The organism is Caballeronia sp. LZ029, from assembly GCF_031451275.1.
Lineage (GTDB): Bacteria > Pseudomonadota > Gammaproteobacteria > Burkholderiales > Burkholderiaceae > Caballeronia > Caballeronia jiangsuensis.
Window position 1 is genome coordinate 261421 of the sequence record NZ_JARUXO010000003.1, and the last position, 23831, is coordinate 285251.

Annotated in this window: 19 protein-coding genes; 6 read left to right on the top strand and 13 right to left on the bottom strand. The window is 63.6% G+C overall.

Going from position 1 to position 23831, the window contains the following annotated elements:
* Positions 1-572 precede the first annotated feature (572 nt).
* The 3 genes from QCE73_RS20565 to QCE73_RS20575 all read right to left on the bottom strand — a co-directional run bounded on the left by QCE73_RS20565 (position 573) and on the right by QCE73_RS20575 (position 4787).
* Positions 573-2129: an AMP-binding protein gene (locus QCE73_RS20565; RefSeq protein WP_309883331.1), complete on the bottom strand. Its 1557-nt coding sequence runs from the start codon at positions 2127-2129 to the stop codon at positions 573-575.
* 67 nt (positions 2130-2196) lie between these two features.
* A complete protein-coding gene (locus tag QCE73_RS20570; protein WP_309883332.1) occupies positions 2197-3402 on the bottom strand; it encodes an amino acid aminotransferase in 1206 nt (401 codons plus the stop codon).
* A gap of 11 nt (positions 3403-3413) precedes the next feature.
* Positions 3414-4787 carry an amino acid permease gene (locus tag QCE73_RS20575; protein WP_309883333.1) on the bottom strand — a complete coding sequence of 458 codons (1374 nt, stop codon included), beginning with the start codon at positions 4785-4787 and terminating at the stop codon, positions 3414-3416.
* A 134-nt stretch (positions 4788-4921) separates the two neighbouring features.
* Between QCE73_RS20575 and QCE73_RS20580 the strand changes: the two genes are divergently transcribed.
* On the top strand, positions 4922-5395 hold the full coding sequence (locus QCE73_RS20580; protein WP_238290222.1) for an Lrp/AsnC family transcriptional regulator: 474 nt from the start codon (positions 4922-4924) through the stop codon (positions 5393-5395).
* A gap of 27 nt (positions 5396-5422) precedes the next feature.
* On the opposite strand, the gene QCE73_RS20585 is transcribed toward QCE73_RS20580, so the two are convergent.
* The 5 genes from QCE73_RS20585 to QCE73_RS20605 all read right to left on the bottom strand — a co-directional run bounded on the left by QCE73_RS20585 (position 5423) and on the right by QCE73_RS20605 (position 10177).
* Entirely contained in the window at positions 5423-6181 is a 759-nt protein-coding gene (locus QCE73_RS20585; RefSeq protein WP_309883334.1) for an SDR family oxidoreductase, read from the bottom strand.
* Positions 6182-6294: 113 nt separating this feature from the next.
* Positions 6295-7092, bottom strand: coding sequence for an ATP-binding cassette domain-containing protein (locus tag QCE73_RS20590; protein WP_309883335.1), 798 nt, complete (start codon positions 7090-7092; stop codon positions 6295-6297).
* Positions 7089-7871, bottom strand: a complete 783-nt coding sequence (gene ssuC, locus QCE73_RS20595) for an aliphatic sulfonate ABC transporter permease SsuC (protein WP_309883336.1) — start codon at positions 7869-7871, stop codon at positions 7089-7091. The genes QCE73_RS20590 and ssuC overlap by 4 nt, the downstream gene beginning before the upstream one ends.
* The gene (gene ssuD / locus QCE73_RS20600; protein ID WP_309883337.1) at positions 7868-9016 is read right to left on the bottom strand and encodes an FMNH2-dependent alkanesulfonate monooxygenase; all 1149 of its coding nucleotides are present in this window, start codon (positions 9014-9016) and stop codon (positions 7868-7870) included. The genes ssuC and ssuD overlap by 4 nt, the downstream gene beginning before the upstream one ends.
* Positions 9017-9172: 156 nt before the next feature.
* A complete protein-coding gene (locus QCE73_RS20605) occupies positions 9173-10177 on the bottom strand; it encodes a sulfonate ABC transporter substrate-binding protein (protein ID WP_309884176.1) in 1005 nt (334 codons plus the stop codon).
* 194 nt (positions 10178-10371) lie between these two features.
* On the opposite strand from QCE73_RS20605, the gene QCE73_RS20610 reads away from it, so the two are divergent.
* Both QCE73_RS20610 and QCE73_RS20615 read left to right on the top strand, forming a co-directional pair.
* Positions 10372-11199: a MetQ/NlpA family lipoprotein gene (locus QCE73_RS20610; RefSeq protein WP_309883338.1), complete on the top strand. Its 828-nt coding sequence runs from the start codon at positions 10372-10374 to the stop codon at positions 11197-11199.
* Positions 11200-11397: 198 nt separating this feature from the next.
* On the top strand, positions 11398-14622 hold the full coding sequence (locus QCE73_RS20615) for a multidrug efflux RND transporter permease subunit (protein ID WP_309883339.1): 3225 nt from the start codon (positions 11398-11400) through the stop codon (positions 14620-14622).
* Positions 14623-14627: 5 nt separating this feature from the next.
* Here the strand turns inward: QCE73_RS20615 and QCE73_RS20620 are convergent, their stop codons facing one another.
* Positions 14628-15536, bottom strand: coding sequence for a LysR family transcriptional regulator (locus QCE73_RS20620; protein WP_309883340.1), 909 nt, complete (start codon positions 15534-15536; stop codon positions 14628-14630).
* A 187-nt stretch (positions 15537-15723) separates the two neighbouring features.
* Here QCE73_RS20620 and QCE73_RS20625 point away from each other — a divergent pair, with 187 nt between their 5' ends.
* Positions 15724-16362 (top strand): glutathione S-transferase family protein, encoded by a 639-nt coding sequence (locus QCE73_RS20625; RefSeq protein WP_187604468.1) that lies wholly within the window; start codon positions 15724-15726, stop codon positions 16360-16362.
* Between the two features lie 26 nt (positions 16363-16388).
* Here QCE73_RS20625 and QCE73_RS20630 read toward each other — a convergent pair whose 3' ends face one another.
* The 4 genes from QCE73_RS20630 to QCE73_RS20645 all read right to left on the bottom strand — a co-directional run bounded on the left by QCE73_RS20630 (position 16389) and on the right by QCE73_RS20645 (position 21723).
* On the bottom strand, positions 16389-16583 hold the full coding sequence (locus tag QCE73_RS20630; RefSeq protein WP_035505105.1) for a hypothetical protein: 195 nt from the start codon (positions 16581-16583) through the stop codon (positions 16389-16391).
* A gap of 212 nt (positions 16584-16795) precedes the next feature.
* Positions 16796-17089: a helix-turn-helix domain-containing protein gene (locus QCE73_RS20635; protein ID WP_309883341.1), complete on the bottom strand. Its 294-nt coding sequence runs from the start codon at positions 17087-17089 to the stop codon at positions 16796-16798.
* 1 nt (position 17090) lies between these two features.
* A complete protein-coding gene (ilvB, locus tag QCE73_RS20640; RefSeq protein ID WP_309883342.1) occupies positions 17091-18917 on the bottom strand; it encodes a biosynthetic-type acetolactate synthase large subunit in 1827 nt (608 codons plus the stop codon).
* Between the two features lie 7 nt (positions 18918-18924).
* Positions 18925-21723: a 2-oxoglutarate dehydrogenase E1 component gene (locus tag QCE73_RS20645; protein WP_309883343.1), complete on the bottom strand. Its 2799-nt coding sequence runs from the start codon at positions 21721-21723 to the stop codon at positions 18925-18927.
* A 251-nt stretch (positions 21724-21974) separates the two neighbouring features.
* On the opposite strand from QCE73_RS20645, the gene QCE73_RS20650 reads away from it, so the two are divergent.
* Positions 21975-23015 carry a GlxA family transcriptional regulator gene (locus tag QCE73_RS20650; protein WP_309883344.1) on the top strand — a complete coding sequence of 347 codons (1041 nt, stop codon included), beginning with the start codon at positions 21975-21977 and terminating at the stop codon, positions 23013-23015.
* 7 nt (positions 23016-23022) lie between these two features.
* Positions 23023-23586 (top strand): G/U mismatch-specific DNA glycosylase, encoded by a 564-nt coding sequence (gene mug / locus QCE73_RS20655; RefSeq protein WP_309883345.1) that lies wholly within the window; start codon positions 23023-23025, stop codon positions 23584-23586.
* Positions 23587-23831 lie beyond the last annotated feature (245 nt).

Here is a 23831-nt window from a genome sequence, read left to right on the forward strand (position 1 = left end):
TACAGCGCAGCCCGAGGGTGCGGGGGTGAGTGGGTTTTGACATGCCGGTCTTGTCGCCCAGGGGCGCGAGCGCTCGACCGTTTGCGTTTTTCACTGCTTATTCTCTTCGAAGATGACCCGTATGCGGGTTACGTTATTGTTGGTTCAACGCACCGGCGGGGACTTCTGCACATAGTGAGGAGTGTGTAATACCTAGCTTGTGCAGCCACCCGCGGCCGGGACGGTAGCTGGTCCAAGTGGGTCCGTCAAATCGGAAACATCTGAAAATAAATGCGGACAGCGATCCCGTATCGACCACATGCGAGTGGACGCTGCGATTGTCACTGGGTTTGATGTCGCACAACCTCTCATTCAAGACGGAAAGAACGTTGAAATCCGTCCTCAACCTGCTCTCCCTGCGGACTACATCCCGCACAGCTCCCAACGCCACGCCCTTGATCTGATTGCTACGTATCGCTGGCATATCGCTGCTGAAGTCCCAGAGTGGCCTCAGCGGTGTCCATTCTGCTCCACCGCTTAATATCCTTTTATGCCACAGCAGTTCTAGTCTCCGCGCGCGGCCCTCGACCGCACTACACGCTGAAAGCCGCCTCCTCGCTGACAACGCCCGCATTCGACGCGTCCCTGCGTAACCGCCCGATCGCCGCGCGATTCACTTTCCCCTGCTCGGTAAGCGGCACGCGTTGCACGGCGGCCATCCGCACGGCCTTCGCAACGTGCACGCCGCACGCCGCTTCGAGCGCACGCATGCATCGCGCGATATCGACACGCTTGCCCGCCCACGGCACGACGACGACATCCCACAGATAGCCGCGCGCGACATCCGCCGATGCCACGGCGCGCGCATAGCGGACATCGGGCAAGGCGCACAGCGGCGTTTCGATTCGCGCCGGACCGATGACCGCGCCATCGATCTCGGCGACATCGGCGGCGCGTCCGAGCACATGCAGATGCACGTTTTCGTCGATGAAGCCGATATCGCCGGTCAGGCACCAGCCGTCGCGAAACTTCTGCGCCGCTTCGATCGGCTGCCGGTGATAGCCCTGCGCCACCGCTCTCGATCTCACCTCGATGGCGCCGTGCTGTCCCTCGCGCGCGAACCTGCCATCGGCGCGGCGAAGACGCACATCGACGCCCGGCCGGATGCGGCCCGCCGTGTCCAGCAAACCGGGATCGGCCAGATAATCCGATGGCGTCAGCACGCTCACGAGCCCCGCCTCGCTCGCACCGTACATATGCGTGAGCACGGGTCCGAGCCGCGCGATCGCGCGCCGCCGCAGAATCGCGGGCGCCGATCCGCCGATATGCGCGATCGAGCGCAGCGAAGACAGATTGCGCCGATCGACGTCCGGGTGATCCATCGTTTCGAAGAGTTGCGGCTCGACGAGGAGCACATCGGTGATGCGTTCGGCTTCGATCGTCGCGAGCGTGTCGGCGGGATCGTAGGACGGTTTCAGCACCACGGTGCCGCCGCCCATCAACGTGTTATCGACGAGCACTTGCGACAGATAGGCGAGCGCCCCGTTGACGAGCTGCCGACGGTCCTCGGGACTCGGCGCGCTCACCATCGCCGAATACACCGCGAAGCTGCGGCGGCTCGCTTTCGGCGCGCCGGTCGAGCCGCCCGACGATACGACCACCGCGAGATCATCGCGTCGTGCGCGGCTTTGCACGGGCACATCGTGCTGCACGCGTGCGCGCATATCCAGACGCGAACGCGCCGGGCCCGTGCCGACATAAGCGAGGCGCGCGCCGCTGCGCTCGGGCACCAGATGTCTTGTCTCCGCGAACGCGACGAGCAATGCCGGCTGCATGCGGGTCACGAACGCCGCGCGCTGCTCGGCCGATGCGATCGCGGGCAGGAACATCGTCGCCGCGCCGAGCAGGTTCGTCGCGTAACGGATGGCGAGCGCGTCGGGGCAATTCGGCGCGAACATCGCGACGAGCGCGCCGCGCGTAATGCCGAACGACGCGAGCGCCCGCGCATAGCGATAGATCGATGCGCGCAGCGCGCCGCCCATCACGTCTTCGTCGAGATAGCGCAGCACCGCGCGATCGGCGTGCGCATCGAGTTGATCGAGCAGGACATCGACGTAGGACCGATAGGCCGCTTTTTCACAGGTTTCCATGACCGCATCCCTCCTTTGTGAGCGATGGATGCAGTGTGCTTATGGAGAATGAGGTGAAAATGAGCGGCTACGCGATCTCTTTCGAAAGCACGTCGCCGATGGCGCTCGCCGTCGCTTCCACATTCCGCTCATTCAGCGCCGCGACACACATCCGCCCCGAACGAATCAGATAGACGCCGTGCCGCTCGCGCAGCACATCGACTTGCGCGGCGGAAAGCCCCGTATACGTGAACATCCCGCGCTGCGCCAGATATCGCGCGAGCATCGCGTCGGGCACGTTGCCGCGCAGCCGTGCGTGAATCTCGCCGCGCATACGCGCGATGCGCGTGCACATCGACGCCAGCTCCTCTTCCCACGATTGCCGCAGCGCCGGCGTCGTGAGCACGTTCGCGACGATCATCGCGCCGTGCGTCGGCGGGTTGCTGTAGTTCGCGCGCACGGCGCTCGTCAGTTGCCCGAGCACGCGCGGAGCCGATTCCGCCGACTCGCAAACCACCGACAGCGCACCGCAACGTTCGCCATACAGCGAGAAGTTCTTCGAGAACGAATTGGCGACGAACGCCGGCACGTTCTGACGCACGAGCTCGCGAATCGCGAACGCGTCCGCATCGAGCCCGGCGCCGAATCCCTGATACGCCATGTCGATGAACGGCAACAGCTCACGCTGCCTGATCGCTTCGATCAGCTTCACCCATTGCGCATCGGTGAGATCGACGCCGGTCGGGTTGTGACAGCACGCATGCAGCAGCACCACGCTCCTCGCGGGCAGATCGCGAATGGCCGAAAGCATCGCGTCGAATTTCAGGCCGCCGCTCGCTTCGTCGTAGTACGGATACGTGCCGACCGTGAAGCCCGCGCGCTCGAAGATGAAGCGATGGTTGTCCCACGTCGGATCGCTCACCCAGACTTGCGAGTCAGGGAAATAGCGCTTGATGAAGTCCGCGCCGACCTTGAGCGCGCCGGAGCCGCCGAGCGTCTGCACGGTCGCGATGCGGCCTTCGGCGCGCGCCACGGAGTCATCGCCGAAGACGAGCGACTGCACGGCGTCGCGATATGCTGCGAGCCCCGACATCGGCAGATACGGCTTCGCCGCGGGTTGCGCCAGCCACTGCGCTTCGGCTTCGCGCACGGCGCGTATCACGGGCAGACGGCCTTCGTCGTCGTAGTAGATGCCGATGCTGAGATTGACCTTGTTGTCGCGCGGGTCCTTCGCGAAGTCTTCGTTCAGCGAGAGGATCGGATCGCCGGGATAGGCATCGATGTGTTCGAACATGACTGTCTCCTTCAGACGCGCGACAACGCCGCACTCGCGCGACGACGGTTGCGAACGGCATAACCCACGCCCAGCACCGCGAGCCACACCGGAATCAGATAGACCGACATGCGCAGATCGGGAATCAGGCACATCACCACGAGAATGCCGCCGAGGAACAAGAGGCACAGATAGTTGGTGAGCGGATAGCCGAGACTCTTGAACACGGTCGTCTCGCCGGCGCGCGCCTTTGCGCGGCGGAATTGCAGATGGATGAGGCTGATCATCGCCCAGTTGATGATGAGCGCCGACACGACGAGGCCCATCAGCAACTCGAACGCCTTGCCCGGCATCAGATAGTTGATGAGCACGCACGCTGCCGTCGCGATGGCGGAGACGCCGAGCGCGATGAGCGGAATGCCGCGCTTGTTCACCTTGAGCAGCGCGCGCGGTGCGTTGCCTTGTTGCGCGAGGCCGTAGAGCATGCGGCTGTTGCAGTAGACGCCGCTGTTATAGACCGACAGCGCCGCCGTGAGCACCACCGCATTGAGCACGTGCGCGACGAAGTTGCTGTTCATCGCGTGGAAGATCAGCACGAACGGGCTGCCGCCGGTCACCACCTTCTGCCACGGATACAGCGAGAGCAACACGCCGAGCGCGCCCACGTAGAAAATCAGAATGCGGTAGATCACCTGATTGGTCGCACGCGGAATGGTGTGCGACGGATCGTCCGCTTCGGCGGCGGTGATGCCCACGAGTTCCAGCCCGCCGAACGAGAACATGATGACGGCCATCGCCATCACGAGACCCGAGAAGCCGTTCGGGAAGAAGCCGCCGTGACGCCACAGGTTCGTGACGCTCGCTTCCGGTCCGGCGCCGCCCGAGACGAGCAGCCAGCCGCCGAAGCCGATCATGCCGACGATCGCGACCACCTTCACGATGGCGAACCAGAACTCCAGCTCGCCATATGACTTCACGCTCGTGAGGTTGATCGCGTTGATCACGCAGAAGCACACGAGCGCGGACACCCACGTCGGGATGCCGGGCCACCAGTACTGCACGTAGATGCCGACCGCCGATAGCTCGGCCATCGACACGAGAATGTAGAGCACCCAGTAATTCCAGCCCGACAGAAAGCCCGCGTATTGCCCGCAATACTTGTCCGCGAAGTGGCTGAACGATCCCGCGACAGGCTCGTCGACGACCATCTCGCCAAGCTGACGCATGATGAAAAAAGCGACGATGCCCGCGATCGCATAGCCGAGCAGCACCGACGGTCCCGCCGTCTTGATCGTCTGGGCGATGCCGAGAAAGAGCCCGGTCCCGATCGCGCCGCCGAGCGCGATCAACTGAATGTGACGGTTCTTCAGGCCGCGCTTGAGCGTGCCGTGTCCCTCATGTGCCACGTGTCTCTCTCCTGTGCTCAATTTAGGGGAATCAGTGTAAATTTGTTACGGCACAATATGATTTTCTAAGACGCGCAGACAAACCCTAGGTTCCGCGTCCGGATTTCATGATTGGGCTCATCGGAGAAAGAAAATTGCAGACTATCGAGTTCGATCGTATCGACCTGCGTTTGCTCGGGATTCTGCAGTCGCGCGGACGCATCTCCAATCTCGAACTGGCGGAAGCGATCAATCTGTCGCCCGCGCAAACGCTGCGGCGTCATCGAAGGCTGGAGGAACTGGGTGTGATCAAGGGCTACGAGACACGGCTCGATGCGCAGGTCCTCGGCTTCGGCGTGGTGGCCTTCATCCAGGTGACGATGGAACGCGGCCACGTGCGCGATCTCGCGAAGTTCAAGAACGTCGTCGCCAAGCTCGCGGAGATACAGGAATGTTTCGCCGTGACCGGCGATATCGATTACATGCTGAAGGTGATCGCGCGGGATCTGAAGGGGCTGTCGGAGTTTCTGCTCGATACGCTGATGCGCATTCCCGGCGTGAGCGGCGTGAAGTCGAGCGTGTGTCTCGACGAGCTGAAGTGCGTGAGCGCGGTGCCGCTGGACGCCTAGCGCGGCCCGCGCTCGCCTGCGCGATGTTCAGATCGACATCCCGCCCGACACTTCGATGCGTTGCGCGTTGACCCAGCGATTGTCCTCGGACAGCAACGACGCGATCATCGGTCCGATGTCGTCGGGCAGGCCCGCGCGGCCGAGCGCAGTCATGTCGGCGATGCGCTTGTTCAGCTCCGGATTGTCGCGCACCATGCCGCCGCTGAAATCGGTCTGGATCGCACCCGGCGCGACCACGTTGACGGCGATTCTGCGCGGCGCGAGTTCCTTCGCCAGGTACTTCGTCAGCACTTCGACCGCGCCTTTCATCGAGCCGTACGGCGCGCTCTCCGGCACGATGATGCGTGTCAGTCCCGAGGAAATATTCACGATGCGACCGCCGTCGCGAATCAGCGGCAGCAGCTTCTGCGTGAGGAAGAACACGCCCTTGAAATGGACGTTGTAGAGCGCATCGAGTTCGGCTTCCGTCGTCTTCTCGATGCTGTTGTGATGCGACGTGCCCGCGTTGTTGACGAGAAAGTCGAAACGGTCGGCGCCCCAGTCGGCGAGCGTCGTGCGTACATCGTTCACGAAGGCGTCGAAGGCGCTCGTGTCGCCGGTATCGAGTTGCAGCGCGCGCGCCTTGCGGCCCGTCCCGGCGACGAGCGCCGCGACCTGCCCGGCTTGCGCCTCATTGCTGTGATAAGTGAAGATACTGTCGATGCCTCGCGCGGCAAGGCTCAGCACCGTGTTTCGGCCAAGCCCGCGGCTGCCGCCCGTGACGATAGCGATCTTTTCCTTCGACATGGCTCACGCTCCTTCAAAGCCCACAGAATAGCGAGCGGAGCGCCGATCGATAATCCACTTCAATCCGCACGGGCCGTGCGAAAAGTCGAACAGCCGCGCGATCAGCCGCACAATCAGGCGCGTTGAAGCACGCGCGAAAGCACTTGTTCTTCGAGTTCGGCGAAGCCCAGCGCCGTGCGTGTGCGCGGCCTTTGCAACGACACCGCGGTATCGAGCGTGATGCGCCCCGCGTCGATCAGCACGATGCGATCGCCGAGCGACACCGCTTCCTGCACGTCGTGCGTGACGAGCAACGCGGTGAACTTGTGCTCGCGCCACAGCCGCTCGATCAAGCCCTGCATCTCGATGCGCGTCAACGCATCGAGCGCGCCGAGCGGCTCGTCGAGCAACAGCAGATCAGGCCGATGCACCAGCGCACGCGCGAGCGCCACACGCTGACGCTGCCCGCCCGACAGCCGCGACGGCCAGTCCTTCTCGCGTTCCGCGAGGCCCACTTCGGCGAGCGTCGCGCGGGCATCGTCGCGTTTGCTGCGGGGCAATCCGATCATCACGTTGTCGAGCACGCTCTTCCACGGTAACAGGCGCGCGTCCTGAAACATGATGCGCACTTGCAACTCGCTTGCGCTCGCCGGTGCGTTGCGCTGAACGACGCCGCCCGTCGGCTGATCGAGACCGGCGACGAGTCGCAGCAAGGTCGACTTCCCACAACCGCTTCGTCCGACGATCGACACGAAACTGCCGCGCTCGATCGAGAAATCCAGTTGATCCAGCACCTTGCGCTCGCCGAAGCGCTTCTCCACGCCGCGCAGCGAGACGGCGAGATCGCGGCCCGCGAACGGCGCGCGCGCATGGGGTTGCGTTTCGGCGCGCCTGAATACGGGCGTAAGCGTATCGATATCGATCAGATTCATGATTGCGCCTTCGTTTGATAGGCCGGATGCCAGCGCAGCGTCGCGCGTTCGATCGCGCGAGCGGCCATGTCGGCGAACTTGCCGAGCAGCGCGTAGAGCAGGATGCCGACCACCACGACATCGGTTTGCAGGAATTCGCGGGCGTTCATCGTCATGTAGCCGATGCCCGATTGCGCGGAGATCGTCTCGGCGCCGATCAGCCTCACCCCCATCAGGCCGAACGCGAAGCGCACGCCCACGTGAATCGACGGCAACGCGCCCGGCAAGATCACATGCCGATACAGCGCGAAGCCGGACAGACCGTAACTCTTCGCCATCTCGATCAGATCGCGATCGACCGAGCGAATGCCGTGATACGTGTTGACGTAGACCGGAAAGAACACGCCCAGCGCCACCAGCACGAGCTTGGCTTCCTCGCCGATGCCGAACCACAGGATCAGGAGCGGAATCATCGCGAGCGCGGGGATGTTGCGGATCATCTGCACGGTCGAGTCGAGCGCGACTTCGGCGGGCTTGAAAAGACCCGTCGCCAGCCCGAGTACGAAGCCGATGCCGCCGCCCATCGCGAAGCCCGCGAGCGCGCGGCCCGCGCTGACCTTGACGTTGGCCCACAGATCGCCGGATTCGATCAGCGTCCACGCGGCCTTCACCACCGCGAGCGGTTCGGGCAGCACGCGCGACGAAAGCCCGCCGGTGCGCGCGGCGCTTTCCCACGCGATCAAAATCAGCACCGGCACGAGCCACGGCAATGCGCGGCGAGCGATGGCATTGAGCGTCATGATGCCGACACCTTCGGCAGCTCCGACGTGCCGATAACTTCGCCGAACGGCCCCGACAGCGGTCCGCTCGCCTGCTCGCGCTGCTTGCGCGGCAAGAGCGGAAACACGAGTTCGGCGAAGCGATACGACTCTTCCAGATGCGGATAGCCCGAAAGAATGAAGGTGTCGATGCCCAGTTCCGCATATTGCTTCATGAGGCCGGCGACCTGCTCCGGATTGCCGACGAGCGCGGTGCCCGCGCCGCCGCGCACGAGCCCGACGCCCGCCCACAGATGCGGATACACCTCCAGCTTGTCGCGGCTGCCGCCGTGCAGCGCGGCCATGCGGCGCTGGCCTTCGGAGTCCATCTTCGCGAACTGCGCCTGCGCGCGGCGAATGGTGTCGTCGTCGAGCTTGCTGATGAGCTTGTCGGCGTCCGCCCATGCTTCCTGCTCGGTCTCGCGCACGATCACATGCAGACGAATGCCGAACTTGATCGAGCGGCCTTCGTCGGCGGCGCGGCGGCGGATGTCGGCCAGTTTCTTCTCGACGTCCTCGGGCGGCTCGCCCCACGTCAGATACGTGTCGATGTGCTTCGCTGCGATATCGTGCGCCGCCGCCGACGAGCCGCCGAACCACAGCGGCGGATGCTGCTTCTGCACCGGCGGATACAGCACCTTGCCGCCCTGCGATTGCAGATGCTTGCCGTCGAAATCGAAGCTGCCGTTATCGTGCGACTGTTCGAGCAGGCCGCGCCAGATGGTCAGGAATTCGTCGGTGATTTCGTAGCGCGTGTCGTGATCGTGGAAGACGCCGTCGCCGGCGAGCTCGTTCGGATCGCCGCCCGTCACGACATTGATGAGCAGACGCCCGTTCGAGAGCCGGTCGAACGTCGATGCCATGCGCGCCGACAATCCCGGCGAACTCAGGCCCGGACGGATCGCGACGAGAAACTTCAGACGCTTCGTCGCCGGAATGAGGCTCGACGCGACCACCCATGCGTCCTCGCATGAACGGCCCGTGGGCAAGAGCACGCCTTCATAGCCGAGCGTATCGGCGGCGACCGCGATCTGGCGGAAGTAGTCGTAATTCGCGGCGCGCGCGCCTTGCGAGGTGCCGAGATAGCGACTGTCACCGTGAGTGGGAATGAACCAGAAAACATTCATCGCGGAATCTGCCTCGTCTGTTCGTCGTGTGTTGAATGAGTGCTTGCCGCGAACGATGGCAGCGGCGCTCCGACGAGTCTAACGACGCGTCGCGCGCAGCCGAACCATCGATTCGCGCGAAGGATATGCGTGATCGTGCTAACGCCCGGAACGCGCTCAGGCGACGTTCCAGCGCGCCTCGGTCACGTCGAGTTTCTTCGGAATCAGCTTGAGCCCGGTGAAGGTATCGGCGATCTGCTGCTGGTACGCGAGCGTGGCCGGCTCGATCTGCTGCACGCCGTACGACGTGCGCCTGAGCGCGGTTTCGAGGATGTCGGTATCGAGCCCGACGAGCGGCGACAGTTGCGCGGCCACGGCCGGCACGTTGTCGCGCGCCCAGCGATCGACTTGATCGAGTTCTTCGAGCACGGTATGCACGAGCTGCGGCTGCGCCGTGGCAATCTTGCGCGTCGCGAGGTAGTACTGCACGTTGCGCACGAGCCCGCTCGCGTCGGTGAGCTGACGGGCGCTGGCCTGCTTCTCGGCGGCGGCGAGATACGGGTCCCAGATCGCCCATGCATCGATGCTGCCCTGTACGAAGGCGGCGCGCGCATCGGCGGGCGCGAGATAGACGGGCTGGATATCGGACCAGGCGAGGTTCGATTTTCTGAGCGCCTCGACGAGCAGAAAATGAACGTTCGATCCCCTGTTCAGCGCGACTTTCTTGCCGCGCAATTCCGCGACCGACTGGAGCTTCGAATCCTTCGGCACGACGATCGCCTCGGCGCGAGGCGCGGGCGGCTCGTGGCCGATATAGACGAAATCGACACCTGCCGCCTGCGCGAAGATCGGCGGCGTTTCACCGACCGTGCCGATATCCACCGCGCCCGCGTTGAGTCCTTCGAGCAGTTGCGGCCCGGCGGGAAATTCGAGCCATTGCACGGTGATGCCTTGCGCGGCGAGGCGCTTGTCGAGCGAGCCGCGCGCCTTGAGCACGACGAAGTTGCCGTACTTCTGATAGCCGATGCGCAGTGTCTTCGGCGCGTCGGCGGCTTGCGCGATGCGCCCGGCGAGTCCGCCCGACAGCCCCGCACCGAGCGCGGCGAGCGTGAAAAGCGTGCGGCGACGCGCGGGAAGGGAGGGCGTGCTCTTTCGGTCGGACATGCGGGGTTCCTCGTTGATCGAAGGCATCTTTACCGATGCCACTCCGAGGATGCTATCAACGCCCGCCTTTGCGGCTAAACGAGAAATCGTGATATCGATATCGTGCTTCGCGAATCTCATTCGTCACGCATATCGATAGCGCCCGATATTATTTGTCGCGCACGCGCCGCGCCTCTAGCATCACGCTTCCCTCAATAGCATGCGTGTGCATCATGAAGATCAAGCATCCATTCAAAGCCACTCTGTTCTCGATCCTGCTCGCGTGCGGCGTCGTGAGCGCGCAGCCGTCGCTCGCGGCGAATCAGACCGTGCGGGTCGGCATCATGTCCGGCGAAGACGAGGACGTGTGGCGCGCCGTCGCCGCCAATGCCGCGAAGCACGGCATCACGGTGAAGGTCACGACCTTCTCCGACTACACGCAGCCGAACGAAGCGCTCGCGCAGCACGACCTCGACGCCAACTCGTTCCAGCACAAGCCTTATCTGGATGCGCAGATCCAGGCCCGTCACTACGACATCGTGCCCGTAGGCTACACGTATGTGCAGCCGATCGGCCTGTATTCACGCAAATGGAAATCGGTCGATGCGCTGCCGCAGAACGCGGCCATCGGCGTGCCGAACGACCCGAGCAACGAAGGGCGCGCGCTTCTGCTGTTGCAGGCCAACGGCGTGATCAAGCTGCGCGAGAACGTCGGCCTCCTGCCGACCGCGCGCGATATCGCGAGCAACCCGAAGCACGTGCAGATCAAGGAACTGGATGCGGGCATCGTCGGCCGCGCGATCGGCGATCTCGACGCTGCCGTCGTCAACACCGACTGGGCGATCAAGGCCGGCATCAGGATTCCGCAGGAACGCATCGCGCAGGAGCAGGTGCCGGGCAATGCGTATCGCAACTTCATCGCGGTCAATGCGAAGGATGCGCAGGCGCCGTGGGTCAAGGCGCTCGTCGAAAGCTATCAGCAGACCAACGTCGCTTCGTCGATTCTGAGCGTGTATCACGGCGCGACGCTGCCCGCGTGGGAGGGCGCGCCCCAGCATTGAATCGCCGAAGTCTCGATGACGCGGCGGCGCAATGCCGCCGTGATGCCTGAAGCCTTTGCCGCGCCACCCGATTGTCGCGCGCCGTTCTCCAAAGCGTCTCCCTGACGGGCGTTTATCCGCCCGCGCACAGCCGACATACTCGCGCTCATTGCGACATTTCGATGCGGCGGCATTCGCCGATCAGGCAAGAGACTCATCATGAACATTTCACGGTTCTTCATCGACCGGCCCGTTTTCGCGGCCGTGCTGTCGGTGGTCATTCTGCTCGCGGGACTCATCGCGCTCACCAAGTTGCCCACTGCCGAGTATCCCGAGGTCGTGCCGCCTTCGGTCGTCGTGCGCGCGCAGTATCCCGGCGCGAATCCGAAGGTGATTGCGGAGACGGTGGCTTCTCCGATCGAGGAACAGATCAACGGCGTCGAGAACATGTTGTACATGCAGTCGCAAGCGAACAGCGACGGCAACATGACGACGACCGTGACCTTCAAGCTCGGCACGGACCCCGACAAGGCCCAGCAACTCGTGCAGAACCGCGTGTCGCAGGCGTTGCCGCGTCTTCCCGAAGACGTGCAGCGGCTCGGCGTGACCACGGTGAAGTCATCGCCTACGCTCACGATGGGCGTGAATCTCGTATCGCCGAACGATCGCTACGATCTCACCTACCTGCGCAACTATGCGCTCATCAATATCAAGGATCGCTTCGCGCAGGTGCCGGGCGTCGGCGAAGTCGTGCTGTGGGGCTCGGGCGATTATTCGATGCGCGTGTGGCTCGATCCGACGAAAGTCGCGCGGCAGAACATGACCGCGACCGATATAGTGAAAGCGATCCGCGAGCAGAACGTGCAGGTCGCGGCGGGCATCGTCGGCGGCGCGCCGATGACGACGCATGTTCCGCTGCAACTGAGCGTGAACGCGCAAGGGCGTCTGAAATCGGAGGACGAGTTTCGCCGCATCATCCTGAAGACTTCGCCCGATGGCGCCGTCACGCATCTCGGCGATATTGCGCGCGTCGAACTGGGCGCGTCGGAATATGCGCTGCGCGCGGGCATGGACGGAAAGAAGGCTGTGCAGATCATCATCTTCCAGCAGCCCAATGCGAACTCGCTGCAAATCTCCGACGATATCCGCAAGATCACCGCCGAGCTGCAAAAGGACATGCCCGAAGGCGTGAAGGCCGAGATCGTCTACGACCCGACGCAGTTCGTGCGCGAGAGTATCGACGCGGTGGTGCACACGCTCTTCGAAGCGGTGATTCTCGTCGTGCTGGTCGTGATCGTGTTTCTGCAGACATGGCGCGCATCGCTCATTCCGCTGCTCGCCGTGCCGGTGTCGATCGTCGGCACGTTCTCGCTGATGCTCGCGTTCGGCTTCACCATCAACGCGTTATCGCTGTTCGGCATGGTGCTCGCGATCGGCATCGTCGTCGATGATGCGATCGTGGTCGTGGAGAATGTCGAGCGCAACATCGCGTCCGGTCTGTCTCCGCTCGAAGCCTCATACGAAGCGATGCGCGAAGTGAGCGGGCCGATCATCGCGATCGCGTTGACGCTCGTCGCGGTGTTCGTGCCGCTCGCGTTCATGTCGGGGCTGACGGGACAGTTCTACAAGCAGTTCGCGATGACCATCGCCATCTCGACGGTGATATCGGCGTTCAATTCGCTCACGCTCTCGCCTGCGTTGTCCGCGCTGCTGCTGAAGGATCATCACGCGCCGAAGGACTGGCTCACGCGCGCGATGGATCGTGTGTTCGGACCGTTCTTCAAGCTCTTCAACAAGGTGTTCAATCGCGGCTCGGAGCGTTATGGCAGCGGTGTGCGCGGCATCATCAACCGCAAGCTCGCGATGAGCGTGATTTACGCCGTGCTGCTCGGCGGCACGGTCCTCTTCGGCAAGATCGTGCCCGGAGGCTTCGTTCCCGCGCAGGACAAGGACTATTTCGTGAGCATCCTGCAACTGCCCGCGGGCGCATCGCTCGATCGCACCGAGAAGGTCGTGAGCGACATGGGCCGGATGGCGCGCCAGCAACCCGGCGTCATTCACACGCCCGAGTTTCCGGGGCTTTCCGTCACGGGTCTCATGAATTCGTCGAGCAGCGGTCTCGTGTTTTCGGTCGCGAAGCCTTCGAAGGAACGCGGCAAGGGCGAAACGGGCGCGGATATCGTCGCGGGTCTCAACGCGCAGTACAGCGCGATCAAGGATGCGGCCATCGCCACGTTCCCGCCTCCGCCGGTTCAGGGGCTCGGGACCATCGGCGGATTCAAGCTACAGATCGAGGATCGCGGCGCGCTCGGCTACGAAGCGTTGAACAAGGCGACGCAAGCCTTTCTCGCGGCGGCCGCGAAAGCGCCCGAGCTCGGACCCGCGTTCTCGAGTTATCAGATCAACGTGCCGCAACTGAATGTGGAGCTTGATCGCGAGAAGGCGAAGCAACTCGGCGTCTCCGTTACCGATGTCTTCGACACGATGCAGATCTATCTCGGCTCGCTCTACGTGAACGACTTCAACAAGTTCGGCCGTGTGTATCAGGTGCGCGCTCAGGCCGATGCGCCCTTTCGCGCGAACGCCGACAGCATCCTGCAACTGAAGACGCGCAACGAGCGCGGCGAGATGGTGCCGCTATCGTCGCTCGTGAAAGTCACGCCGACGTATGGCCCGGAGATGGTCGTGCGTTACAACGGCTTTCTCGCCGCCGATATCAACGGCGGTCCGGCGCCCGGCTATTCGTCGGGTCAGGCGATGGCGGCCGTCGAACGCATCGCGAAGGAAACGCTTCCGCGCGGCATCCGCTTCGAATGGACCGATCTCACCTATCAGCAGATCCTGACCGGCAATGCCGCGTTCTGGGTCTTTCCGATCAGCGTGCTGCTCGTGTTCCTCGTGCTCGCGGCCATGTACGAAAGCGTCACGCTGCCGCTCGCGATCCTGCTGATCGTGCCGATGAGCATTCTGTCCGCGCTCGCCGGCGTGTGGCTCACGCGCGGCGACAACAACATCTTCACGCAGATCGGCCTGATGGTGCTCGTGGGGCTGTCGGCGAAGAACGCGATTCTGATCGTCGAGTTCGCACGCGAGCTGGAGATGCAGGGCCGCTCGATCGTGCAGGCGGCCATCGAGGCGTCGCGGCTGCGCCTGCGCCCTATCCTGATGACGTCGATCGCGTTCATCATGGGTGTCGTGCCGCTCGTGATGTCGACGGGCGCGGGCTCGGAAATGCGCCGCGCAATGGGCATCGCCGTGTTCTTCGGCATGCTGGGCGTGACGTTCTTCGGCCTGATGCTCACGCCCGTGTTCTATGTGATCCTGCGCAAGCTGTCCGGTTCGAAGCCGCTGCGCGACAGACCCAACCGCGCGACTCCGGCTGCTTCACCCGTGGCGCGCGTGCAGGCCCAAGAGCAAGCGCGAGAACCCGCGTTGCTCGACTGACGCGATTACGCCGTGCGCTGCAAGGTCTCGGCGAGATGATTGACGACCGCGCGTGTCTTGGCGGCCATCTTCTGGCCGAGCGAAATGATCGCGTGCACGGGCGGACCGTCGACATCGGCTTCGGGCAGCACATGCACGAGCCTGCCGGCGCGCACATGCGGCAACGCCACGCGATCGAAAATCTGCGCGATGCCGAAGCCCGCGACGGCCGCCTCGACGAGCGCCTGACCGTCCGCGAGCACGAGCACCGGCTGCGGCGCGAACGCTTTCGCCGATGCACCGTCGCGCAAGGTCCAGGGCCGCAGCCGCCCCATCGGGCCACGGAAGATCACAGCGTCGTGATCGCCCATTTGATCGATGCTCTCGGGCGTGCCTTTGCGGTCGAGATAATCCGGCGACGCATACAGGCCGCTGCGCAGATCGCAGAGCTTGCGCACCGTCAGTTCGCTGTCCTCGGGCAGCGCGCCGATGCGCACGACGACATCCCATCCCTCGCCGATCGGGTCCGACATGCGATCGGTCAATGCAAGCTCCAGCGTCACCTTCGGATGCTTCGCGCGAAAGTCGAGAAAGCTCGGCAGCAGCAGCCTGCCGAAGCCCGCGGGCACGTCGATCTTCACGCGTCCGGCCGGCTCCGAGCGGCGCGCCGCGAGTTGCTGCTCGGCTTCGCGCAGTCCGTCGAGCGCATCGCGCGCAGCTTGCAGATAAGTCTCGCCATCTTCGGTGAGCCGCACGGCGCGCGTCGTGCGTTGAAAGAGGCGCGTGCCGAGCCGCGCTTCCAGCCGCTGCACCGCCTTGCCCACATTCGACTTGCTGTTGCCCATTTCTTCCGCGGCGCGCGTGAAGCTGCCGGTTTGCGCGACCGCCACGAAGACGGCGATTTCGTTGATCGGTGCATCGACGCGCTCGCTCATTGCTCGCCCCTTTTGTTGGTGCAAAGCACTGTAGCAGCGTTGTCCGGACATCGCCCGCCATGCCGATTGTCTCCGCGCGAGCGACGGTGCGACGCCCCCAGCAGCGTTTATCGGCGCGACCATTCCCGCGATACTTCATTCCAACGGGAAGCACTCCCGGCACTCCTTCACCGATACGAGGCACACCATGAAACTCTTTATCGCTCAGGCCACCTGTTCGCTCGCGGTGCAAGCCGTCGCCAACGAGCTGGGTCTCGCGCCCGAACTCGTGCATTTCGATGTATTCGGCAAGACGACCTCCGATCAGTCCGACTTCGCCGAAGTGAACGATCTGCTCTATGTTCCCGCGCTCCAGATCGACGGCGAAGCGGAACCCTTGACGGAGACGATCACCATCGCGTCATATCTCGCGGACCAGCATCCCGAGTCCGGACTGATCCCGAAACACGGAACGATCGAGCGCGCGCGCATGGATCAGTTGCTGACGTTCATCGCGACCGAGATCGCGCAGAAGCATATCCCGCTCATGCGCAAGCTGATGACGCCGGAAGGCATCGCGTTTCACAGCAACAAGCTGCTCAAGGCGTACGGCAAGCTCGACGCGCGTCTCGCCGATGGCCGCGCGTATCTCACGGGCGAGCAATTCACCGTTGCCGATGCCTATGTGTGGGCAACGATGTGGCACGAACGCTCAGGCGTCAATCTGGATCATCTGACGAACCTGAAGGCGTATATCGAGCGTATCGAAACGCGCGCCTCGGTACGCAAGGCGTTACGCGACGAGGCGGAACTCGTCGCGGCGCACAAGGAACGGCTGGCGGCGTAAATGTGGCGGCGAACCCGCCCGTCGATTCAATGAAGACGCCGCACCGCGCGCAGCAGCAGGTCGCCGTCTTCCGTGATGCGAGGCAGGCGGGCGCCGCTCACGAGTTGTTCCATCGCGATGAGCTGGCGTTCGAGAAGCGTGTCGAGTTCGTGCCGGTCGCCGATCTGGTCGGCGGCGTCCTTGACTAGCATGAGGGTTGCAAATTCGTGTGCGCTGAGCATACCTGTCTCCCGATCGTTCGAATAACTGATGTAGGTCGGCGTCGGTTGAAGGCAGGGGCGCGCATGATTTCAGCGCGCGCTTCAGGACACATGACCCGGGGGTACCTCTGGCCGCGAAAAGCAGCGGGACTTGATAATAGGGCGGGGTCGTCATCCGCGGCAATTCGGGTCGTCCCGGATATTGGGAGTTTGAAAGCCGCCAATCGCGATTCTCACAGCCCGCGCACCACCTCTCTCACAAACGCCGCAATGACCTCCTCGTTCCTCGACAGAAGCAGAAACGATCCGACCCGCGTCGACACGAGCAGCCCCGCTTCGATCATCGACGCGATATGCGCCGAAACGGTCGACTGCGAAAGCCCGCTGCGTGCCTGAATCGCGTTCAGGGGCACGGCGCCGGCGAATGCGGCGTGCGCGTGCGGGAAAGCTTCCGGGGCTTTCAGCCACGCAAGGATGTCGCGGCGCAAAGGATTCGCGAGCGCCTTGTGGATGAGATCGGCGTCCATTTCAGAACATGTCCGGTGCAGGTTCGCCCTTCCCGGCCCGGACGACCGTCTCCTGCCCGGACCTCGATGCGATGAACGGACCCGTGATCATGCTCGAATAGCTCTGCCCCGGTCCGACCATCGGGAACACATCGGCGTTCTGATCGATCATCACTTCGAGAAAGGCCGGGCCATCGAACGCGACGAATTCACGCAGCTTGTCTTCCAGTTCGCCCGGCGTCCGGACGCGACAGGCAAACTCGAAACCATCGGCCTGCGCCGCCAGCACGAAATCCTTGCGATGCAGCGCCTTGTCGCTCACGAACATGCGCCCGTCGTAGAAGAGCCGTTGCCACTGCCGGATCATTCCGTCGCCGCAATTGTTGAGCAGCAGCACCTTGACCGGCACGCCATAGGTGCTCGCCGTTTCCAGTTCGCCGATATTCATGCGGATGCTGCCGTCACCGTCGATATCGATCACGAGCGCATCCGGCCGCGCGAACTGCGCGCCGATCGCCGCGGGCAATCCGAAGCCCATCGTTCCCATGCTTCCCGATGTCAGCAGGCTTCGAGGTTCGACAAAATCGAAGAACTGCGCGGCCCACATCTGATGCTGGCCCACGCCCGTGCTGATGATCGCCCGCCCGCCGGTGATGTCGCTGAGTTTCTCGATCACCCATTGCGGCTGAATCGCGCGATTGTCGCGATCGTAGTTCATGCCGTGACTGCGCTTCAGATCGTTCACATGTTCAATCCAGCCGGAAGGTGCCCGCGATGCAGGACCGTGCTCCATCAGCGCAAGCAGCGCGCGTTTCGCGTCGCCTACGTGATTCCAGTGCGTTCGTTGGACCTTGTCGATCTCCGCTTCGTCGATGTCGATATGCGCGACATGGCGCGCTCCCGGTGCGAACGCATCGGGACGGCCACCGGCCACGCGGTCATCGAATCGCGCACCCACGGCGATCAGGAAATCGCAGTCTTCCACCGCATAGTTCGCACACGCAGCGCCGTGCATCCCCAGCATGCCGAGCACGCGCTCATGTTTCGCGGGCATCGCGCCGAGTCCCATCAATGTCGTCACGACGGGAATCTCGTAGCGTTCGCTGAAGCGGCGCAATTCGGCCGACGCACCGGACGCGATCACTCCGCCGCCCACGTACAGAAGCGGTCGCCTGCTTTGTGCAAGCAGATCGAAGAATGCGGCGCATTTGCGTTCATCGAGACGATCGGCCTTCGCCATCTGACGAAGACGCTCCGAATAGCCGCGAAGCTGCAACGTGCCCTGCCCGCGATACACGCCCTTCCAGTTCTGAATGTCTTTCGGAATGTCCACGACGACCGGCCCCGGCCGGCCCGTGCGCGCGATCTCGAACGCGGTGCGCAGCGTCTGTTCCAGCTTGTCCGGATCGGTCACGAGAAACACCTGCTTCGCGCACGCCGACATGATGTTGAAGACCGGCGCTTCCTGAAACGCGTCGCTGCCGATCGCGGCGCGCGGCACTTGTCCGCAGATGAGCACGACGGGCACCGAATCCCCGTTGCAATCGGCGATAGGCGTGACCGCGTTCGTCGCGCCCGGCCCCGATGTCACCATAAATACGCCGACCTTGCCGCTGGCTCTCGCATAGCCCGCCGCCATGAAGCCGGCCGCCTGCTCGTTGGCCGGCACGACGAAGCGAATCTGCTTCTGCGGCTGGTCCGCATGCATTTCGTTGAAGCGGAAGACCGCGTCGTAAGTCGGCAGGATGGCGCCGCCGCTATATCCGAACAAGGTATCGACGCCTTGTTCGGCAAGCACGCGCAGGATGATGTCGGCGCCTGAAATCGCCTCGTCGATGTGCTGGGTCATCGCCGCCTCACTTCGCGAATGCACGCGTGATGACATCGCTTTGCCGCGCGACATGCTCGCCGTGATAACCCGGCGCCGTCGATGCGGAGGCAGCGGGTCCAACATACGAGAGCGTCGCGCCCGCTGGCAGCATCTCACGCAACTGCGGCTCGACGAAACTCCATGCGCCCTGATTGCGCGCTTCCTCCTGACACCAGATCACACGCTTCACGTTCGGATAACGCGCGAGCACCGCGGCGAGCCCTTCGGATGGAAACGGATAAAGCTGTTCGACGCGGATGATCGGCGTATCGTCGATGCCGTGCTTGCGGCGATAGTCGAGCAGCTCGAAATACGCCTTCCCCGAAGTGACGACGACACGCTCCACGTTGCCGTCACCCGCCGTATCGGTGGCCTCATCCGGCAGGATTTCACGGAACGCGCCGTGCGCCAGCTCGTCGAGCGTGCTGACCGCTTCTGCGTGCCTGAGCAGCGACTTGGGCGTCATCACGACGAGCGGACGGCGATCGAACGCGAGCGCCTGCATGCGCAGCAGATGGAACATTTGCGCGGGCGTCGTCGGCTGCATCACGCGCATGTTGTCCTGCGCGCTCAGTTGCAGATATCGTTCGAGCCGCGCCGATGCGTGCTCCGGTCCCGCGCCTTCCTGTCCGTGCGGCAGCAGCAAGGTCAGCGCGCTGCGCTGTCCCCACTTGGCCGCGCCCCCCGCGATGAACTGATCGATGACGACCTGCGCGCCATTCGCGAAGTCGCCGAACTGCGCTTCCCAGATCACGAGGGCATCACGTTTCACCGTCGAATAGCCGTATTCGAACGCGAGCACGGCGGCCTCGGAGAGAATCGAATTGGTCACCGTGAAGCGGCCCTGCACGTCGCGAACGTGATCGAGCGGGATGAACACGCCGTCGGCACGGCTCGCGCGCTTCTGGTTATGCAGCATCGCATGCCGATGATTGAACGTGCCTCGCGCGCTGTCCTGTCCGCTCAGACGCACATCGACGCCCGCGTGGAGCAGCGAAGCGAACGCGAGATGTTCGGCCATGCCCCAGTCGAGCGGCTTCTTGCCGCTCGCCATGTCGCGGCGCGAGTTGAGCAGCTTGTTGACGAGCGGATGAAGCTCATAGCCATCGGGCACGCTGGAGATGCGTCGCGCCAATACGCTCACTTGTTCCGGCGACGGCGGCTCGTAACGCGTCGGGATAACCGCATCCGCTGCACCCGATGCTTCGATAACCTCGCTCCCGCGCGCCTGATCGAAGACCTCGCGCCGTGCGCCGGCGAGCGCCTCGACCTGCTCCGCCGTCATCGCGCCTTGCGCGATCAGCTTGCGCGCGTAGAGCGTGCGCACGCCGGGATGCGCCGCGATCGCGCGATACATCAAGGGCTGCGTGATCGCGGGCGTGTCCTGCTCCTGATGCCCGTGCTTGCGAAAGCAAACGAGATCGATCACCACGCTGCGCCTGAACTCGGTGCGATAGTCGAGCGCGAGGCGCACGGCCATCGCCACGGCTTCCGGATCGTCGCCGTTCACGTGCAGAACCGGCGCCTCGATCAGCTTGACGATATCGGTCGCATAGAACGACGAGCGCGTATCGCGCGGGTCCGAGGTCGTGAAGCCGATCTGATTGTTCACGACGACATGCACGGTCCCGCCCGTGCCATGTCCGCGCGTGTACGAAAGGCTCAGCGTTTCCATCACGACGCCCTGACCGGACATCGCGGCATCGCCGTGAATTTCGACGGGCAGCACGCTGCCGGCATCGTCGGATATGAACGCATCCGCTTTCGCGCGCGCCATGCCCTGCACGACCGGATTCACGATTTCCAGATGCGACGGATTGAACGCGAGCACGACCGCGACCGGTCCGTCGGCGGTTTGCGTGATGGTGCTGAAGCCCTTGTGATATTTGACGTCGCCTTCCGGAAGCGTGTCCGCGTGCCTGCCTTCGAACTCGTCGAATAGCGCGTCCAGTGGCTTGCCCGCGATGTTGACCAGCACGTTCAGGCGTCCGCGATGCGCCATCCCCATCACGACGGAGCGCACCTTCTTCGACGCGCCGTATCGCACGAGTTCATCGAGCAACACGATCAGCGATTCGCCGCCTTCGAGCGAGAAACGCTTCTGTCCGACATAGCGCGTGTGAAGATGCTTTTCGAGTCCCTCGGCCGCGCTCAGGCGTTCGAGAAAACGGCGCTGATCCGCGGTCGAAAACGATGGCTTCGCCCGCGTGGATTCGAGTCTCATCTGCCACCAGCGCCGTTCGTTCGCGTCGGTGAGATGCATGAACTCCGCGCCCAGTGTGCCCGTGCAGGTTTGCTCCAGCGCAGCGACGATCTCTTCGAGCGTCGCGTCCTCGTCGAAGAAATACGTGTCGGCGGTGCTGAATCGCGTGGCCATGTCCGCCGCCGTCAAGCCGTAGTAGGCGGGCGTGAGTTCGGCCAGCGCGCGCGGCGGCTCCCATTGCAGCGGGTCCAGGCGAGCCGTGCGCGTGCCGACCGTCCTGAACGCGGCGATGAGCGCCTGCACCGCGACCTGCTTTCTTGCAAGCGCGAGTCCATCATCGCGCGACATCGGCATGTAGTGCCGCCCTCTGGCAAGCTCGATGAAGCTCGATACCACCGGCGCGTGCGGCTCGTCATCGCGATCGCTTCCGTCGATGGCGGGTGTATCGTTCAGCGCATCGAACCAGGCGCGCCATTCATCGGTGACCGATGCCGGATCGCCCAGATAGGCTTCGTACTGCTCCTCGACATACGGTGCGTTGGCGCCGAACAAAAATGAGTTTTGATGTTTCTCGATCAACATGATGACTATCCTTCGAATGCTTTCCCGAGATGAAGTCTAGTCAGCCGCGCTCGCGCCGGCTCATGCATCTGGCGCGTTGGCTGGCCAGTCGATGCCGGATTTGGGCCACGCCCGCCTGCGTGCAGTCAGGCGCTCGCTTGTTACATCGAAGCAAAAGTCAATTACCGGGCAAGGCGTGCTTCGCGCGCGAGCGTTGGGATAGACTGGGCCGTCCCCAGCGATTGAAGCTCCTACTTAACGAAGGTCACGGCATGAAAGTCGCCATTGTTCTGTTCGACGGCGTGCAGGCACTCGACGTTGCAGGCCCGCTCGACGTGTTCGCGGAAGCCAACACGCATCTCCCCGATCATCAGCGTTATGAAGTCTCGCTCGTCGGGCGCGAAGCGGGCATGGTCACGTGCTCGAACGGAATGCAGATCGTCGTCCCGGTCGGCTATCTCGATTCCGATACCCAATACGATTTGCTGCTGGTGGCCGGCGGACCGAACCTGCCCGACTGGAACCCGCCCCACGAATTCATCTCGTGGCTGCAAAAGCAGGTGCGCGGCGCGGCGCGATTCGGCTCGGTCTGCAATGGCGCGTTCGTGCTGGGTCATGCCGGTTTGCTCGACGGCATGCAGGTCACGACGCACTGGGCCGATGCGGGCCGCCTCGGCAAGGCGTTCCCGCGCGCACGCGTGCAGCCGGACAAAATCTTCATTCGCGATGGCCGCCTCTTCACCTCCGCCGGCGTGTCGGCGGGCATCGACCTCTGTCTGGCGCTCGTGGCCGAGGACTGGGGACACGAACAGGCGGTTCGCGTCGCCAAGCGCCTCGTGGTCTACATTCAGCGCGAAGGCGGGCAGTCCCAGTACAGCCCTTATGTCGCGGCGGACAAAGAAGAAGCGCCGATCATCGGCAAGGTGCATCGGTATGTGACGGATCATATCGGCGATGCGCTTTCCATCGAACAGCTCGCCAGCGCGGTGTCGGTGAGTCGTCGCACGTTCTCCAGAGTGTTCGCGAAGTACGCGCAGGTGACGCCGTCGGCGTTCGTCGAACAGGTTCGCGTCGATACGGCGAGGAAACTGCTCGAATCGAGCGATGCGCCGCTCAAGACCGTCGCATTCAAGTGCGGCTTTCACAACGCCACGCACATGCGCACGACTTTCTCCCGACGCTTGAACGTCACGCCGAAGCAGTATCGCGAGCGGTTTCGTGGCACGCCGCAAATCACGACGCTGCCGATGCCGCTGGCTTATGAAGACGTCGCCGAGGAATTCGTGCTGGAGGAACTGGCGGAAGCCGCATAGGTCCTGCATGAGCACGACGCCTGTGACCGGAACCTCGCCCTTTCTTGCGGATATCGTCGCGCCGAAGTTATCGGTGATTTTCTGCGGCATCAATCCGGGGATGCTCGCCGCATCGACGGGCCATCACTTCGCGGGACGAGGCAATCGCTTCTGGCGGGTCGTGCATCTCGCCGGCTTCACGCCGGAGCAGCTTCATCCCGAAGACGATCGCACCTTCCTTCGATACGGATACGGCCTCACCACTGCTGTCGCGCGTCCCACGGCGCGCGCCGATGAGTTGTCGCGCTCCGAGATCGAGGCCGCGGCGTCGGCGTTCGAGGAGAAGATCGCGCATCTCGCGCCGCGGTATATCGCGTTTCTGGGGAAGATGGCGCTGTCGGCCATCACCGGCAAGCGCGATATCGCATGGGGACTTCAGGCCGAATCGTTCGGCGGCGTCCATGCATGGGTATTGCCGAACCCGAGCGGTCTGAATCGCTCCTTCAGCCTCGATGCATTGGTGAGCGCATATCGCGAGCTTCACACGGCCGTTGCATCGGCGGATGAGGATCACGCCGCGCGATCGGCGTAGGCGCGTGGCGCATTTGCCGCCTGCCAGGAAGGCGACTGCCTGAAGCCGCAGCCATCGACGATGGCGACGAGCACTTCCATCTCACCCAATCTGTCCATTCCGAATCCCGCTCGCAAGTTGTTTGCGTTGCGCTTGTAGGCAGCATGTCCTGCAAGGCGGTGCGCGATGGTGAACCGTTGCGTTCAAATTCGATGACCTTGGCCGAATCGGCACATTCATTGGCCCGATTGCGCTGTCGCTCGTCC